General features: G+C 62.8%; 14 protein-coding genes and 1 pseudogene. 1 reads left to right on the forward strand and 14 read right to left on the reverse strand.

The window, feature by feature from the left end; all coding sequences use genetic code 11:
- Nucleotides 1–153: 153 nt before the first annotated feature.
- Nucleotides 154–1,538: pseudogene (locus N554_RS37025) on the forward strand (MFS transporter).
- Between the two features lie 49 nt (nucleotides 1,539–1,587).
- Here the strand turns inward: N554_RS37025 and N554_RS0134275 are convergent.
- The 14 genes from N554_RS0134275 to N554_RS0134340 form a co-directional block, all read right to left on the reverse strand.
- Complete coding sequence (locus N554_RS0134275) at nucleotides 1,588–2,844, reverse strand: aminopeptidase (RefSeq protein WP_029587571.1); 1,257 nt, start codon at nucleotides 2,842–2,844, stop codon at nucleotides 1,588–1,590.
- A gap of 212 nt (nucleotides 2,845–3,056) precedes the next feature.
- Nucleotides 3,057–4,367: a c-type cytochrome gene (locus tag N554_RS0134280; RefSeq protein WP_051677866.1), complete on the reverse strand. Its 1,311-nt coding sequence runs from the start codon at nucleotides 4,365–4,367 to the stop codon at nucleotides 3,057–3,059.
- Between the two features lie 79 nt (nucleotides 4,368–4,446).
- Nucleotides 4,447–4,833 carry a gamma-butyrobetaine hydroxylase family protein gene (locus tag N554_RS0134285; protein WP_029587573.1) on the reverse strand — a complete coding sequence of 129 codons (387 nt, stop codon included), beginning with the start codon at nucleotides 4,831–4,833 and terminating at the stop codon, nucleotides 4,447–4,449.
- 50 nt (nucleotides 4,834–4,883) lie between these two features.
- The gene (locus tag N554_RS41430; protein ID WP_197033838.1) at nucleotides 4,884–5,042 is read right to left on the reverse strand and encodes a hypothetical protein; all 159 of its coding nucleotides are present in this window, start codon (nucleotides 5,040–5,042) and stop codon (nucleotides 4,884–4,886) included.
- Nucleotides 5,043–5,075: 33 nt separating this feature from the next.
- A complete protein-coding gene (locus N554_RS0134295; RefSeq protein ID WP_245283810.1) occupies nucleotides 5,076–6,044 on the reverse strand; it encodes a formate dehydrogenase subunit gamma in 969 nt (322 codons plus the stop codon).
- Between the two features lie 123 nt (nucleotides 6,045–6,167).
- A complete protein-coding gene (gene fdh3B, locus N554_RS0134300; protein ID WP_028348819.1) occupies nucleotides 6,168–6,764 on the reverse strand; it encodes a formate dehydrogenase FDH3 subunit beta in 597 nt (198 codons plus the stop codon).
- 14 nt (nucleotides 6,765–6,778) lie between these two features.
- Nucleotides 6,779–9,745: a formate dehydrogenase subunit alpha gene (locus tag N554_RS0134305; protein ID WP_029587575.1), complete on the reverse strand. Its 2,967-nt coding sequence runs from the start codon at nucleotides 9,743–9,745 to the stop codon at nucleotides 6,779–6,781.
- Between the two features lie 13 nt (nucleotides 9,746–9,758).
- A complete protein-coding gene (locus N554_RS0134310; protein ID WP_029587576.1) occupies nucleotides 9,759–9,992 on the reverse strand; it encodes a hypothetical protein in 234 nt (77 codons plus the stop codon).
- A gap of 40 nt (nucleotides 9,993–10,032) precedes the next feature.
- On the reverse strand, nucleotides 10,033–10,821 hold the full coding sequence (locus N554_RS0134315; protein WP_029587577.1) for a Cro/CI family transcriptional regulator: 789 nt from the start codon (nucleotides 10,819–10,821) through the stop codon (nucleotides 10,033–10,035).
- A 122-nt stretch (nucleotides 10,822–10,943) separates the two neighbouring features.
- Entirely contained in the window at nucleotides 10,944–11,621 is a 678-nt protein-coding gene (locus N554_RS0134320; protein WP_029587578.1) for a DUF3306 domain-containing protein, read from the reverse strand.
- The gene (locus N554_RS0134325; protein WP_371259553.1) at nucleotides 11,618–12,136 is read right to left on the reverse strand and encodes a DUF3305 domain-containing protein; all 519 of its coding nucleotides are present in this window, start codon (nucleotides 12,134–12,136) and stop codon (nucleotides 11,618–11,620) included. The genes N554_RS0134320 and N554_RS0134325 overlap by 4 nt, the downstream gene beginning before the upstream one ends.
- 25 nt (nucleotides 12,137–12,161) lie before the next feature.
- The gene (locus N554_RS0134330) at nucleotides 12,162–13,181 is read right to left on the reverse strand and encodes a DUF6352 family protein (RefSeq protein WP_029587580.1); all 1,020 of its coding nucleotides are present in this window, start codon (nucleotides 13,179–13,181) and stop codon (nucleotides 12,162–12,164) included.
- The gene (locus N554_RS0134335) at nucleotides 13,178–13,741 is read right to left on the reverse strand and encodes a DUF6505 family protein (RefSeq protein ID WP_029587581.1); all 564 of its coding nucleotides are present in this window, start codon (nucleotides 13,739–13,741) and stop codon (nucleotides 13,178–13,180) included. The genes N554_RS0134330 and N554_RS0134335 overlap by 4 nt, the downstream gene beginning before the upstream one ends.
- A gap of 7 nt (nucleotides 13,742–13,748) precedes the next feature.
- Nucleotides 13,749–14,504, reverse strand: a complete 756-nt coding sequence (locus N554_RS0134340) for a biotin/lipoate--protein ligase family protein (protein WP_156042270.1) — start codon at nucleotides 14,502–14,504, stop codon at nucleotides 13,749–13,751.
- Between the last annotated feature and the right edge of the window lie 186 nt (nucleotides 14,505–14,690).

The raw sequence follows: 14,690 nt of genomic DNA on the forward strand, positions 1-14,690 counted from the left end.
CGCGGATTTTCTGGCAGCGCGTTTGAAGCGCGAGCGTCTATAGACGCGCCCTCTGTCCTCGAGATTCCGCGTCGCGCATATGCGGCATGCGGAGCGTCGCCTGCTGGCGGCCCCGTATCTGTACTACATCCCGATCTTTGGAGAGTCTTTCGAATGTCGACGGAAACAATTTCGGCGGATGCACCGGTTGCGGCTGACGGTCTGCCGGCAGAACGCCGGCGATGGGCCGCTGCCGCGATCTTCACCGCGCTGGCAATGGCGTCGCTCGATACGGCGATTGCCAACATCGCGCTCCCCGCGATCGCAGCTGACCTGCATGTCGGCCCCGCCGATGTCATCTGGGTGGTGAATGTCTATCAGATTGCCTTGGTGGCAACGCTGTTGCCGCTCGCAGCACTCGGCGAAATCGTCGGTCACCGCCGGATTTATCTCGGCGGACTTTTGCTGTTCACGCTGGCTTCGCTGGCCTGCGCGTGCGCCTGGTCATTGCCGAGCCTGCTGACAGCGCGCGTGCTGCAGGGTCTCGGCGCCAGCGGGATTATGAGTGTGAATACGGCGCTGGTTCGTTTCGTTTATCCGGGGCGCTTGCAGGGCCGAGGTTTCGGACACAACGCGCTGGTTGTGGCGACCGCCTTCACTCTCGGCCCGACGATCGCCTCCGGCATTCTCGCCCTCGGGCCGTGGACCTGGCTGTTCGCCATCAACATCCCGTTCGGCCTTATTGCGATTTTGATCGGCATGAAGACCTTGCCGCGCACCCCGAGAGCGACGCATGCCTTCGATCTTCCCGGCGCGCTCCTGGCTGCGAGCTGTCTTGGCCTTTTCATTCTGGGCATCGGCGGCGCGGCCCATGACGCTAGGCCTGGACTTGTGTTGATCGAACTCGCCTGCGCCGTGCTGCTTGGCTGGATTCTGATCCGCAGACAGGCGGATCATCCGGCGCCGGTGCTGCCAATCGACCTGTTTCGCAGGCCGCTTTTCGCGCTGTCCACTGCCACCGCGATCTGCTCGTTTGCGGTCCAGGGCCTCGCTTTCGTCTCCCTGCCGTTCTACTTCGAGGACATTCTTGGCCGGTCGCAGGTCGAGACCGGGTTTTTCATGACCCGTGGCCTCTTGTGGTAGCCGTGATGGCGCCGATTGCGGGATGGCTATCCGATCGCTACCCGGCGGGCATCCTCGGCGGCCTCGGTCTCGCACTACTTGGCGTGGGGATGGCCCTGCTGGCCATGATTCCGGCGAACCCTGCCGTCGCCGACATCGTTTGGCGCATGGCGATCTGCGGCTGCGGATTTGGCTTTTTCCAGGCTCCGAACATGAAGGCGTTGATGTCCAGCGCCCCGGCCGATCGCAGCGGAAGCGCCAGCGGCATCGTGGCGACGGCGCGCCTGACGGGACAGACGAGCGGAGCGGCGCTTGCAGCGCTCTGCTTTGGCCTCGCTGGCCGTGAAGGCGCCACGCTCGCATTGGTGCTAGGTGCAGCGTTCGCCGCAGTCGGATGCGTGATGAGCAGCCTGCGTCTGATAGCCAAGGCACAATAGCCACTGGTCGCGCGAATGCGGACCGCTGGCTATTCGCCCTGCGCGCTTGTCAGGCCCACTCGCCCTTGCGGAACACCGGCACGCGCCTGCCGTCGGCGTGGACACCATCGATGTCGATTTTGTCCGAGCCGATCATCCAGTCGATGTGGATGAGACTCTTGTTGCCGCCCTGCGCTGCGATCTGCTCGGGCGTCAGCTCGCCGCCATCGACGAAGCATTTCGAATAGCATTGGCCGAGCGCGATGTGGCAGGCGGCGTTCTCGTCGAACAGCGTGTTGAAGAACAACAGCCCGCTTTTCGAGATCGGCGAGGAATGCGGCACCAGCGCCACTTCGCCGAGACGCCGCGCGCCCTCATCCGTATCCAGCACCTTGTTGAGGACCTCTTCGCCGCGTGAAGCCTTGGCCTCGACGATGCGGCCCTGTTCGAATTTCACCGCGATGCCGTCGATCAGCGACCCCTGATAGGACAGCGGCTTGGTGCTGACGACGTGCCCGTCAACCCGCCGGGCGTGCGGCGTGGTGAAGACTTCCTCGGTCGGAATATTGGCGTTGCAGGTAATGCCGTTCTTGGCGGTGGAGGCGCCGCCTTGCCATTCATGGCCGTCGGCGAGCCCGACCGTCAGATCGACGCCGGGTCCGGAATAGTGCAATGCGCTGAATCGCTGCGCGTTCAGCCATTCGGTCCGGCTGCGCAGCCTCGCATTGTGCTTCTGCCACGATGCGACGGCGTCGTCGTTATCGACGCGCGAGGCGGCGAAGATCGCGTCCGCAAGCTTTGCGACCGCGACATGCTCCTCGTCTTCGGGAAACACCTGCTTCGCCCATGACGGGCTCGGATAGGCGATGATATTCCAGTTGATGTCGAAATTGACGATCCTTTCCAGCGCCGGTTGATAGGCGATGGAATTGGCCTTGCTGGCGCGCGCGACCTTGATGGGGTCTTCGCCGGCCAGCAGCATCGGATTGTCGCCGACGATGGCGAGTCGTGCAGTATTGGCGGCGAAGGCTTTCGACATTCCTTCATAGAGCCAGCCGGCCGCCCGGTCGAAGCCATCGCTCTGGGCGAACCGGTAGCGCGACAGCGTAACCGCCTCGTCAGTCAAGATCGGGGTAACAAGCCCGGCGCCCGCCCGGTAAGCATGTTCGGCGACCTTCCGCACCAGCGGGAGCGCGGCGGTGGGCGCCGTCAGGAGCAGATCCTGTCCTGGTTTCAGCTGCAGCCCAACCTTGATGGCCACCTCGGCGAGACGGTCGAGTTTGACGGGATCGATCGATGCCGAGATGTTGCGCTCGTGTACGGTCATGAAATTTGCCTGTTGTTCGTGGGAACACAATCGTGCGGTACGTCGCGCACGAGATCTGGATCGACACTTATTTGGCGAGTTGGTCGGCCGCTCGCAAGGACGCAAAAGCCGATAGCCGAGCCTGCGATCGAAAGGCGGCGTTTGCGCGGCGCCGGGACGACGGAAAATGCGGAGTTTAGCAGCGGGCCCGCGGCAGATTCATCACGCATCTATTACTTTGTCGCGCGCTCGAGGAATTGCACCAGCGCGGCGCGATCCTGTTCCGAACCGATGCGCTGCTCGGGCATCTTGGTGCCGGGGGTGTAGGCCGCAGGTCCAATCTCGAACAATCTCGAAACCGTTTCCGGCGTCCAGACAATATCGAGGCGCTTGAGGGCTTGGGAAAAATTATAGCCCGGCAACGTTGCGATCCGTCGGCCGAAGATGCCGGCGAGCGTCGGGCCCGCCCGGTTGGCTTGCCCAGGGCCGAGCGTATGGCATGCGACACAGGCGCGGAAGACTTCCGCGCCGTGGTCGCCGGCATAGGCGGCCAGCGGATCTCCCGCGGTTTCCAGAAGAACTGGATCGATGGGATCCCCCGTTACTGCGTTCCAGCGGCGGATGATGTTATCGGCACCGCCGGTGAGCAGGGTGCGGCCGTCGGGCAGGAATGCGACCGACCAGACCGGCAGCCCGGGGCCGACCAGCGTGCGCGCGAGGCCGCGCGTCTTGCGATCGATCATTGCCACCGATCCGCCAATGCTCGCGGCGGCCACCAGCGCACCGTCCGGCGAGATCGCAATCGAGATCACCGGCCTCGGCCCGGCGACGATCTCACCTGTGCCAGCGCCGGCGTCGGTCAGAAAATAAAGTTTACCATCGGCGCCGCCGGTCACGATCTCGCCATTGCTGCCGACGGCCACGGCATTGAGCGGGGTCGGCATCGTAATAACGGTCGGCGCGGACGAGCCTGACAGCGGCCAGATGCGAATGCTCTGATCGTAGCTGACGCTGACCAGTGTGCGGCCATCCGGACTAAACGCCACGCCGTTGACGTTCTGGGTATGCCCGTCAAGCACGCGCGGCGCGCCGCCGGCTAGCGGCCAGAGCCGCACGGTGTAGTCCCATGACGCTGAAGCCAATGTCGCGCCGTCGGGCGAGGCCGCGAGCGCAGCGATCGGCGCCGTGTGGCCTTCAAGCACGGCATCGGGCTCGGCTTTGCCTGGCGTCCAGATGGCAATACGGCCGTCGGCGCCCGCGGTCGCCGCGCGTCCATCCCTGAGCAGCACGACGGCGTTGACGGCGTCGGCATGGAAACGGAGCACTTGCTCGGCCGCATCGCGCGTCAGCGACCAGCGGATCGCCGTGGAATCAAAGCTTCCGGTAACAGCGGTTTGTCCATCGGGCGAAATCGCCAGCGCCCGTACCGGCCCGCCATGGCCGCGCAGTTGCGCATAGGCGGTAGTTGTCCCAAGCGGCAGAAATACCAGCAAGGCAGCCCAGGTGAGAAATGCGAGGCGGCATCTTTTGCGAAGATTGGGCATTCGCAGCAATCGTTTGTCCCAGGCCGATCAAGATTAATAATAACGCGCCGGGGCAATATAAGCGAGCTTCGGACCCGCGCTAGCGCATGCCTGGTTTGTCGCGGTCCAAGCCCTTCGCCTGAAGATCGTCGAGGTAATCCTGGAAACGACGCTCGGCGTTCACACCAAGATCGCGCAGAAACGCCCAGGAATAGATCCCGGTTGAATGCATATCGTCGAACCCGAGCCGCACGGCGTAATTGCCGACCGGATCGACCGAGAGAATCGTCACGTTGCGCTTGCCGCCAATCGTCTTGCGCTGCGCTTCGGAATGACCCTGCACTTCGGCGGAGGGGCTGGTGACGCGGAGCAATTCCGCGGAAAGGCTGAAAGCCTCGCCATCGTCAAATCTGACATGCAGCATTCTGCGGTCCTTGGCGAGCCGGATTTCCTCCGGCCACGCAACGCCGGCACTCGATACGTTCAAGACACAGTCCTGTGTTTCTCGATTCGCACCCTCTTGCTGGCTGCAAGCTTTTATGAGTTCTTGCCTACCAGATTATAGCCGGGATCGCCGACCCTGGCGCCGCCTGTGGTGAAGGCGACGGAACTCGACTGCTGGATGGTGTTGAGCAATATCGCCACGCCCACGGCCGCAACCGCCGCAAACAACAAGGCCGCAAGAAAGACTTTCATGACATTCCTCAATTTGACTTTGTCCGGGCCGAACTATTCGGCCGGCATCGCTCTCGGGGTGCTTCCCGACGGCGCGTGACCTTTTGCCTGCTCCTCCTCGACCCAAAGCGAGTGATGCTCTTTCGCCCAGTTCAGATCGACCTCGCCGGTTCCCATCGCATCGAACGCACCCTCCATCCCGATCGAGCCGATGTAAATGTGCGCCAACATGGCGGCGATAAAGAGCATCGCGATCACGGCATGGATCACGGTCCAGAACTGCAGCGTCGTCACATTGCCCGGAAGATACGGGAATAGCAGGAACCAGCCGGACACCGACATCAGCGCTCCGCCGATGATCACGATCCAGAAAATGCCCTTCTGCCCGGCGTTAAAGCGCTTGGCCTGCGGATGCTGTCCCTTGAACAGGATGCCGCCGCCCTGCTTGAGCCATTGCAGATCGAGTTTGCTTGGAATGTTATCCTTGATCCAGATCAGGAACATGGTCACGAGGCCGAGCATGAACGGGAACGCCAGATAGTCGTGGGCGTATTTGGCGTAAGTCGACATGGTGGCGAACGCCTCGGCACCGAACAACGGCAGAATCAGCATGCGGCCGAAGCTGATGTTCAGGCCCGACAGCGCCAGAACGATGAAGCAGCTTGCCGTCAGCCAGTGGGTGAAGCGTTCGAAGCTGGCGAAACGCAGGATCGTGTTCCCCGAGAAGCCATTCTCGACCCGGATTCGTCCGCGCACCATCAGGAAAATCGCCAACACGGCAAGCATCCCGATAATGGCGACCCCGCCAATGATCGGCAGCTTGTGGCGCTGAAAATCACGCCAGTCGCGGCCGGCGGGTTGAATCAGGCTGGCGGCCATCGCGTCCGGAATCGTGATCCGGCCGCTGATCTTGTCGCCTTCCTTCAGCGCATTCAAAAGCTTGTCTTCCTGGACCGCTTCGGCGGTGGGCTTGAAGGAAAGCTGCGCCGCCGCGGGATGGGCGAGGACGAACAGCAGCGCCATGGCGGCGCATAGGGCCCGGGGAATCGAGACCCTGAGAGTTGAAAACGAGCTTGGCATCTGCACAACGCCCTTTCGGTTCTAGGTTACGTGATCGCCGCCGCAAGCAGGGCGACGAAATTTGCATCAGCCGGTCGGTGAATCACTGTAGGCTGTTTTCCAGCCCCACATGCCCGAACCGTAACCGCGCTTCATCACGCGCTCCTTGTAGATTTCAGCGATGATCGCGCCGTCGCCCGCAAGCAGCGACTTGGTCGAGCACATCTCGGCGCAAATCGGCAGCTTGCCCTCGGCAAGACGGTTGGCGCCGTACTTGGCGTATTCGGCCGGCGTGGAGTCCGCCTCCGGTCCGCCGGCGCAATAGGTGCACTTATCCATCTTGCCGCGCGAGCCGAAGTTTCCGACCTTCGGATATTGCGGCGCGCCGAACGGACACGCGTAGAAGCAGTAACCGCAGCCGATGCAGAGATCCTTGGAGTGAAGAACCACGCCGTCGGCGGTGGTGTAGAAGCACGACACCGGGCAAACCGCGGCGCACGGCGCATCCGTGCAATGCATGCAGGCCATCGACACCGAGCGTTCGCCGGGTTTGCCGTCATTGATCGTGACGACGCGGCGGCGATTGATGCCCCACGGCACTTCATGTTCGTTCTTGCAGGCGGTCACGCAGGCGTTGCACTCGATGCAACGGTCGGCATCACAAAGGAATTTGACGCGAGCCATGATTTATTCTCCCCTCACGCCGCTTGAATCTGGCACAGGGTCACCTTGCCCTCGTGCATTCCGGTGACCGGATCGTAGCCGTAGGACGTGATCGTGTTGACGCTCTCGCCAAGCACGATCGGATCGCTGCCCTTCGGATAGTTGCCGCGCTGATCGACGCCCTGGAACCAGCCGGAGAAGTGGAACGGCATGAACGCCACGCCCTTGCCGACGCGATCGGTGACCAGCGCCTTGACCCGCGCCTTCGAGCCGTTTTCCGGACCGAACACCCAGACCCAGCCCCCGTCCTTGATGCCGCGCTCGGCCGCATCCGAGGTGTTGACCTCAACGAACATGTCCTGCTGCAATTCGGCAAGCCAGCGGTTCGACCGCGTCTCCTCGCCGCCGCCTTCGTATTCCACGAGACGTCCGGAAGTGAGGATGATCGGGAATTGCTTGGCAAGTCCCTTCTCCACCGCCGCCTTCTGGACCGAGAAGCCGAGATTGGCCATGCGGAACTGGCGGCCGTCAGGTCGCGTCGGATATTTGGCGACGAGGTCGGGACGCGGGGTGTAGATCGGCTCACGATGAACCGGCACGGGATCAGGCAGATTCCACGCCACTGCGCGGGCCTTGCCGTTGCCATACGCCATCACGCCATGTTCCAGCGTGACGCGAATGATGCCGCCCGACAGGTCGACCGCCCAGCCGACGCCGTCGGGATTGTTGCCGCCAATCTTGTTGATGGTTGCGAGTTCGGCCTCCGTGAGGTCCTTGTCCCAGCCGAGCTTCTTGAGCACGCCATAGGTGAATTCGGGATAGCCGTCGGTCAGCTCCGAACCCTTGCTGTAGGATCCTTCGGCCAACAAGTTGACGTTCTTCACCGAGCCATCCGGCTGCTTCTCTTCGTAGACGACGCCGAAGCGCGCGCGGAAAGTACCGCCGCCGTCCTTGGCGTGCAGGTTGGTGTTGTAGAGCGTGTGCGTGCCCGGATGCCTGATCTGCGGGGTACCCCAGCACGGCCACGGCAGGCCGTAATAGTCGCCGCCGACCTCGGGCTCGTCGGCCTTGGCGCGCAGCGTCACCAGGTCAAACTTGCCCTGGTTCTTCATGTGGGCCTTCAGTCGCTCCGGCGATTGGCCGGAATAGCCGGTCGAGAACCCCCCACGGTTGATTTCGCGCAGCAGGTCTTCCGGAGACGGATGATTGTTTTCCACCTTGATGTTCTTGAACATTCGATCGGCTAAACCGAGCTTCTTGGAAAGCAGGTAGATGATCTCGTAGTCGTCCTTGGATTCGAAGATCGGCTTGACGATCTGCTCGCCCCACTGCAGCGAGCGGTTCGACGCCGTGCGCGAGCCCGATGTCTCGAACTGGGTGCAGGCCGGCAGCAGATAGGTGCCATTCTTGCGGTCCGAGATCGCGGCAAATGTGGTGGGGTGCGGATCGGCAACAACGAGCAATTCGAGTTTTTCGAGGCCCTTCACCATCTCCGTCATGCGCGGCACGGTATTGCCGCCATGCCCCATGATGACCACGCCCTTCACGGTATCGCGTTGATCGACGTCGTCGGGATTGGCCAGCGTCGCATCAAACCAGCGGGTCCACGGGATGCCCGGCAATTCCATGTTCTGCTTGCGGGTGCGGGCCGGACGGCCCGCCTTCGCCGGCACTTCGTCGAAGCGCGACTGCAGGTAGTCGTATTCGACTTCCCAGACCCGCGCCCAGTGCTTCCATGCACCTTCGACCAGGCCGTAATAGAGCGGCAGCGTCGTGATATCGAGACCGATATCGGTCGCGCCCTGCACGTTGCAGTGGCCGCGGAAAATGTTGGCGCCGCCGCCGAAGGTGCCGACATTTCCGGTCGCCAGCAACAGGTTGCAATAGGCGCGGACGTTGGCGGTGCCGACGGTGTGCTGGGTGCCGCCCATGCACCAGATGAAGGTCGAGGGCCGCTGCTTGGCGAAGGTCTCGGCGACCTTCTTCAACTGCTCGCCGGGAATCCCGGTGACGCGCTCGACTTCTTCCGGCGTCCACTTGGCGACTTCGGCGCGGATCTGGTCCATGCCGTAGACGCGCTGCGCGATGAACTGCTTGTCTTCCCAACCATTGGCGAAGATGTGGTGCAACATGCCCCAGATCACCGCGATGTCGGTGCCGCCGCGGAATCGGACATATTCGGTGGCGTGTGCTGCGGTGCGGGTGAAACGCGGGTCAAGTACGAACACGTTAGCGCGGTTGATTTCCTTGCCGGTGAGGATGTGCTGCAGCGACACCGGGTGCGCTTCGGCGGCATTCGATCCCATGAAGACGAGCGTCTTCGAATTCCTGATGTCGTTGTAGGAATTGGTCATCGCGCCGTAGCCCCAAGTATTGGCGACGCCGGCGACCGTTGTTGAATGGCAGATGCGTGCTTGGTGGTCGATCGAGTTGGTGCCCCAGAACGCCGCGAATTTGCGGAACAAGTAGCCGCCTTCGTTGGAGAATTTCGCGGAGCCGAGCAGATAGACCGAGTCGGCGCCGGACTTGGCGCGGATCTCGAGCATCTTGTCGCCGATCTCGTTGATGGCTTGATCCCACGACACTTTCTGCCATTCGCCGTTGACCAGCTTCATCGGATATTTCAGGCGGCGGTCGCCATGCACCAGTTCGCGCACCGACGCGCCCTTGGCACAATGCGATCCGCGGTTGAGCGGACTGTCCCACGCCGGCTCCTGACCGACCCAGACGCCATTCTGAACCTCGGCAATCACAGTGCAGCCGACCGAGCAATGCGTGCAGACGTTCTTTCTGATTTCGGTCGGCGCGCCGACGATTTTCGGCCCGGCCTGTGCCTTGCGCACCGATCCGAGCGGCATCAAGCCCAACGCAGCACCCGCACCCGCGGCCAGACCGGAGCGGCGCAGAAACGTGCGGCGGTCGAGAACTCCCGAAGCCAAGCCGGCGGCGATACCTTGCAAACGCGCGCGGCCTGCGGATCCATCTCTTCGCTTCATCAACATGTGCGTAGTCCCATCAATAGCGGTTGACGCGATAGAAGTTCTTGACGTGATCGGTTTCCTTGTAGCGAGCCTTCAACCGCTCGGCCTGCGACTCTTCGGCTTCGGCCTCGTTCGAAAGCGGCACGACCGCCGCCGCAGCGACCGCAGCCGATCCGCCCATCAGGAAGAACCGGCGACGGTCAACGCCTGTCGCTGCCCGCGATCTGGGTTCGCGGCCCGGTGATTTGCTGTCGGATGGCTTGCTCATTGCGATCTCCCCTACGTCAATCTTCCGGTTACCTCTTGCGTCACTCTGACAGCGTAAAGGCCTCGGATTCCAGTTCCATGAAGACGCGGCCAACGCGGCCAACGGCGCGGTAGAAGTTGGCCGACCGCGACATCTCGAGGTCGGCGAACATCCGCGTAGCCCACGGCCTGAGATGCCGCTCGAAGAATCGCGCCTGCTCGCTGAAATCGGCTTCGAAATCGCCGCGCGCGAGGCCGGCCATTACCTCAAGCAGGATCGCGATGTGATCTTCCGGCTCGCGCGACGAACCTGCGCGCTCGATGCCGAGCCCGTCGAGGTCTTCGCGTACCCGTGCCAGCGGGCGCTCGTGAAGAAAGCCGGTCAGATAATAAGAGGCATAGGGCAGCAGATCGCCGCGACCGAGCCCGATGAACAGATCGAAGAACTCCTTGCTGACGGCGCGATCATCCGCCGCGGCCGCAGCGGATGCGAGTTCGATATGCGCCATGCCGAGATCGGATGCGTCGCCCTTCAACGCGGCGACCCGCGACAGCGTATCGGCATCGGGCGCCTTGCCGAGCAGCAAGGACAACAAGCCGTATTCCGCTGCGCGCAGCTGATCGATCTCGTCGACTTCGGATTTCGATGACACTTGTTCCCCGGGTAGTCCGTAGAGATCGGGGCGAAGGACAAAACGGTGCACCCGCGTCAGCGCTTCCACGGCGAGCACTCTCTCTGCGGGAATGCGCGACCACGCCGAAACCGAGGGCTGCGCAATGCCGATCGCTCGCGCGAGCGACGCGACACCACCTGCTGCCTTGATTGCCTGTTCCAGACCGGCGTCACGCATGGTGCAACCGATTTCTCCCCGCCGTCCCGTGCCTGTTAAACGGGCATTCGATTTAGAACTGGAATAGTTCCAGTGTCAAAATTTGTAACATAGGCTTTTCCTATATTATCAAAGACTTTGGTCTAAGTCGTTGGTTTTGCAGAGCCATGTCGTCGCACCGCCTGTTGCGGTGCAGCAAAACTCGGCTCGGGTTCCCCCGCCTGCCCGCCGCCAATGCTCGGGTTTTGAGCCACGGAAATGGCTTCGTCACCCAACCTCAGCGCTTGCGTCGGCAAGTCAGGTGCGGGCTCCTGCGCTGTATTGGGTTCGGGGGCCAGCGCGGGATCGCCAGGCTCTCTTTCCGGGTCGACGGCCGGTGTCGAAGGTTCGGCCACCGAATCGCCGCTGCCCATGATCTGCGAAACCAGCCGGGCAACGTCCATCCCGGCTTCGATCTCGCCACTGCCCGGCACGCCCCCCGGCGTATTCCAGTCATAGGCATATTCGAGCGCCGGATTGACGTAGTTGCGGATCGCGGGATCCAGCGCCCAGGATTTTCGTAACGCCGCGTTGCGCAGATGTTCGGGAACGCCCTTGCGGAGAAAGCCGGTGATATCGGTCGTTTCCGTCAGGTCCTCCAGCTTGGGCAGGGTGGAGAGATCGAATTCTTGCGCGGCATCGGCTTCATCGACCGGCGTGGAGGGCACCACGTCAGCTTCCGCAGCTGGCGTGTCACCATCCGGCTGCTTCGCCTCTTGCTTGCGCTGCGACCACCGCGCAAGGAACCCCTTGCCTTCATCGCCCTGGTCCGGACCACTCATGCGCTGCTTTTTCCGTCGTCCTGGGAACTGTCAGGCATTCGCCGACGATCGCCGCCGGCACGATCCCGCTTGCGTTTGTGGAATACCCGCTCGACATGGAATTGGTCGACAAAGGCGGCGATCCACGCAGCGATCTCAGCTGGCATCGGAACCGTACCGATGACGTCGCAGCCGCTTTCGAACATCGCCTCCCCTTCGGTCGGATCGGCCGTTACTTTGGTCAACTCGAGTTCGGGGCCGCCATCCTGACGCCGCAGCGCGACCCAGATGCGAGGGGCGCCATCGGCGAGATTGTCGCGGTAATTCGCGGTGTCCGAGCTGAACAGATCGATGCTCGCGGCGCCGGCGTAGTAAATCGTCGCATCGGGTTCGCTGGACAGCACGGTCCATTGCGCAGTCGCGGGCACTTCGTCGAGAACCGTTACCGGCGACCACATATGATCGATCCATGGATTATCGATCGAACGGCGGCGCACGACCACACCGACTTCGCGGGACGCCTCGGTCATCGCCATGAGTGATCCTCCGTTCGCCGGTCGATCATGCAATATCCGCAGTGGCCGCGAGCGGTAGCCCCGCGACCAGATTTTGCGGCTTGACGCGCACCACTCTGTCCCCGCCCATCGCCAGAATGAGGTAGATCGGCTTATTGCCGACGCGTTCGTCCACCAGCCGCGTGTCCTCGATGTTCAGCCGCATCAGGGCAACGATGCGCTCCTCGGTATGGCCGTCCAGCGCGTCGCCGTTCCATAAGGCGTTGCCGATCCGCGTGCCTTCGCTGTCGAGACCGACGAACCAGCGCCAGTCGCGGTCTTCGATCGCGGCGACCGTTTCGACGTTGACGGCAATGCCCAGGAGATGGCCAATCCATCGCTCGATAACCCTGCACAGCCCGGCGCGCGCCTTCGGATTGCCGCCGATGTTCATCACCATCGCATGCGCGTCCGAACGCGACCAGTAGCTCCAGGCGTTTTCGTCGTCCATCACATCCATCTCGCCGAACGCGTGCGGCTGAAGCAAAGCCGTGAGCGGCGACGCATGCATGTCATGTTGCGCGTGTTGCTGCGCCTCGACCACTTCCGCATCGGCCAACAGCAGCGCACCGTCGTGGACGGTGGCCGATTGGCTGCGATAGAACAACTCGGCGGCGCGCAGCGTGTACGGATCGTCGCAACCCTCAAGCGCGTTGCGCAAGATCAGATGGCAGAGCTGAGACACAAAGATCGGCGGCAGATCGCCGGCACCCTTGCGCGCCAGCGACGTATACAACGCCTCGAGCGACGGCGCCGCAATCAGCCGGTCGCGGAAGTTCATCATAAAGGTCCAGTTCTCGCGCGCATCGGCGTCGGCGAGCGCGGCAATGTCCGCGCTTGAGACCGGACGCAGAGGATTTGCCAGCAGACTGGCATGCAACTGGCGTTCGGCCTCGCAGGCATCGGTTGGCGGCATCAATTCAGGCCGCGCCAGATAGGCCATGATCAATTCGGGCGTCGCAACGAGCCCGCCATGCTCGGCACGGTGCGTGAGGTGGTGGCCCGAGGCGACCCAGAATTCTCTCATGTGCGATCCGTCGTCTTGATCATTCCGAGAAGATCGGCCTGTTCGTCAGGTTCGATGTCGCCTTCAACCTCATGAAAGGTAAAGGCCCGAGCATGCGCGTGCAACCGGTCGCCGTCCGCTGCAGCTTCGCGCGGCTTCAATGTACGAAAGCGCTCGCGGATTTCGCCGCTCTCGACGCTCCGCTGCACGGCGAGCAGAGTCTGGGGCGGGTGATCGCACAGCGAGGCCGCAAACGCGACCTCTTCTTCGGCGGCAAGACGCGCAGACTCCAGATCGGGCGCGCCAAACTTCTCCAGCAACCGGCCTGCGAGGCGCTCGACCATGGCTTGCCTGTCCGCCTCGGTCGCCTCGGTGACCACAGCGAGCGTCGACCAGCCGAGACTGTCGATACCAAGAAAGCCCGAGCGTAGCGCCACGCGCTGCTTCTGGCCGAGCGTCGCCGGGTCCCGGTTCCAGAACACGAACGCGCCGGAAACCGCCCACTCGCCGGGTTCCGCCGCCCGCTCGAAAACAAACGTATCCGACGGGTCGAGCCTGATGGTCCGCGGAAATCTCAACATGTCGCCCTCATCCGAGTTTCGGACCGCGCGCTTGCGGATCATACCAAGCCGCCTGGCCAAGTGCATCCACAAGACCGGCCCGGTCGGGCGGCCCGCTGCCGGCCGGCAAAGCGACCAGGAGGTCGCCATTGAGGTCGATGGTCCGGCGCTCGCCTGCCTTGCGCCTGGGAAGCCGCTCCAGATAATCCCGCGCGATCGCCTCAAATCCCCGCTCGTTCCATTGGTCGAATCCGGTCATCAGATGGCGGGTGAAGCTCTCGATGATCGCATCGGTATCGACCATCTCAAAACCTTCGCTCAACAGCGAAACGCCGGCAGCGGCCTGCACCTCTTCAATATGGGCCATGTCCGCCGCGCGCAGGATGATACCGAACACCAGCCACGGAGGAACCTCGCCCTCGGGGCAATCCTTGGGCCAGCCGAGCCGGCCGCCGCCAAGCAATCCGCCGTCGAACCGGATGGCATCCGGCCAGTCGAAAGCCACTTCCCGCTCCGGCGGGCAATGGGCGGCAATCGCGTCTGCCGCGGCATTCATCCCGGCAAAGAACGCCCGGCGCGCCGACACCAGCGGCTCGTCGGGTTCCAGAACCACCGCAAATTCGATCAGATCGTAGCGGCGCACCCACACCAGCGTGCCGGCACCCGCTTCAGCGGCGATGTTGCAGCCATGGGCAAACGCGTCGCCAACTTCGCGCAGCGCCACCAAAGTATAACCAGGCGGCAGATCGAGTGTTTGCTCTACGCCTGCAAGACGCGACATCATGGACATTCATCCTTAAGGGCTTTGCAATTGGCCGGTGTATGCTATCCCGGTCAAGGGCACGAGGCGAGCCGGCCTTGAACTTGCAGAATTTGATCTTAGCAGGTACCGCGGGGGCACTCTAACAACACCGCGCCGGGAAGGCCGGTTCAGGGTAAGTCACAATGAGTGCGTCATCGTCTCACCTCC

It is taken from the genome of Bradyrhizobium sp. URHD0069, from assembly GCF_000701345.1.
In the GTDB taxonomy this organism is placed as follows: domain Bacteria; phylum Pseudomonadota; class Alphaproteobacteria; order Rhizobiales; family Xanthobacteraceae; genus Bradyrhizobium.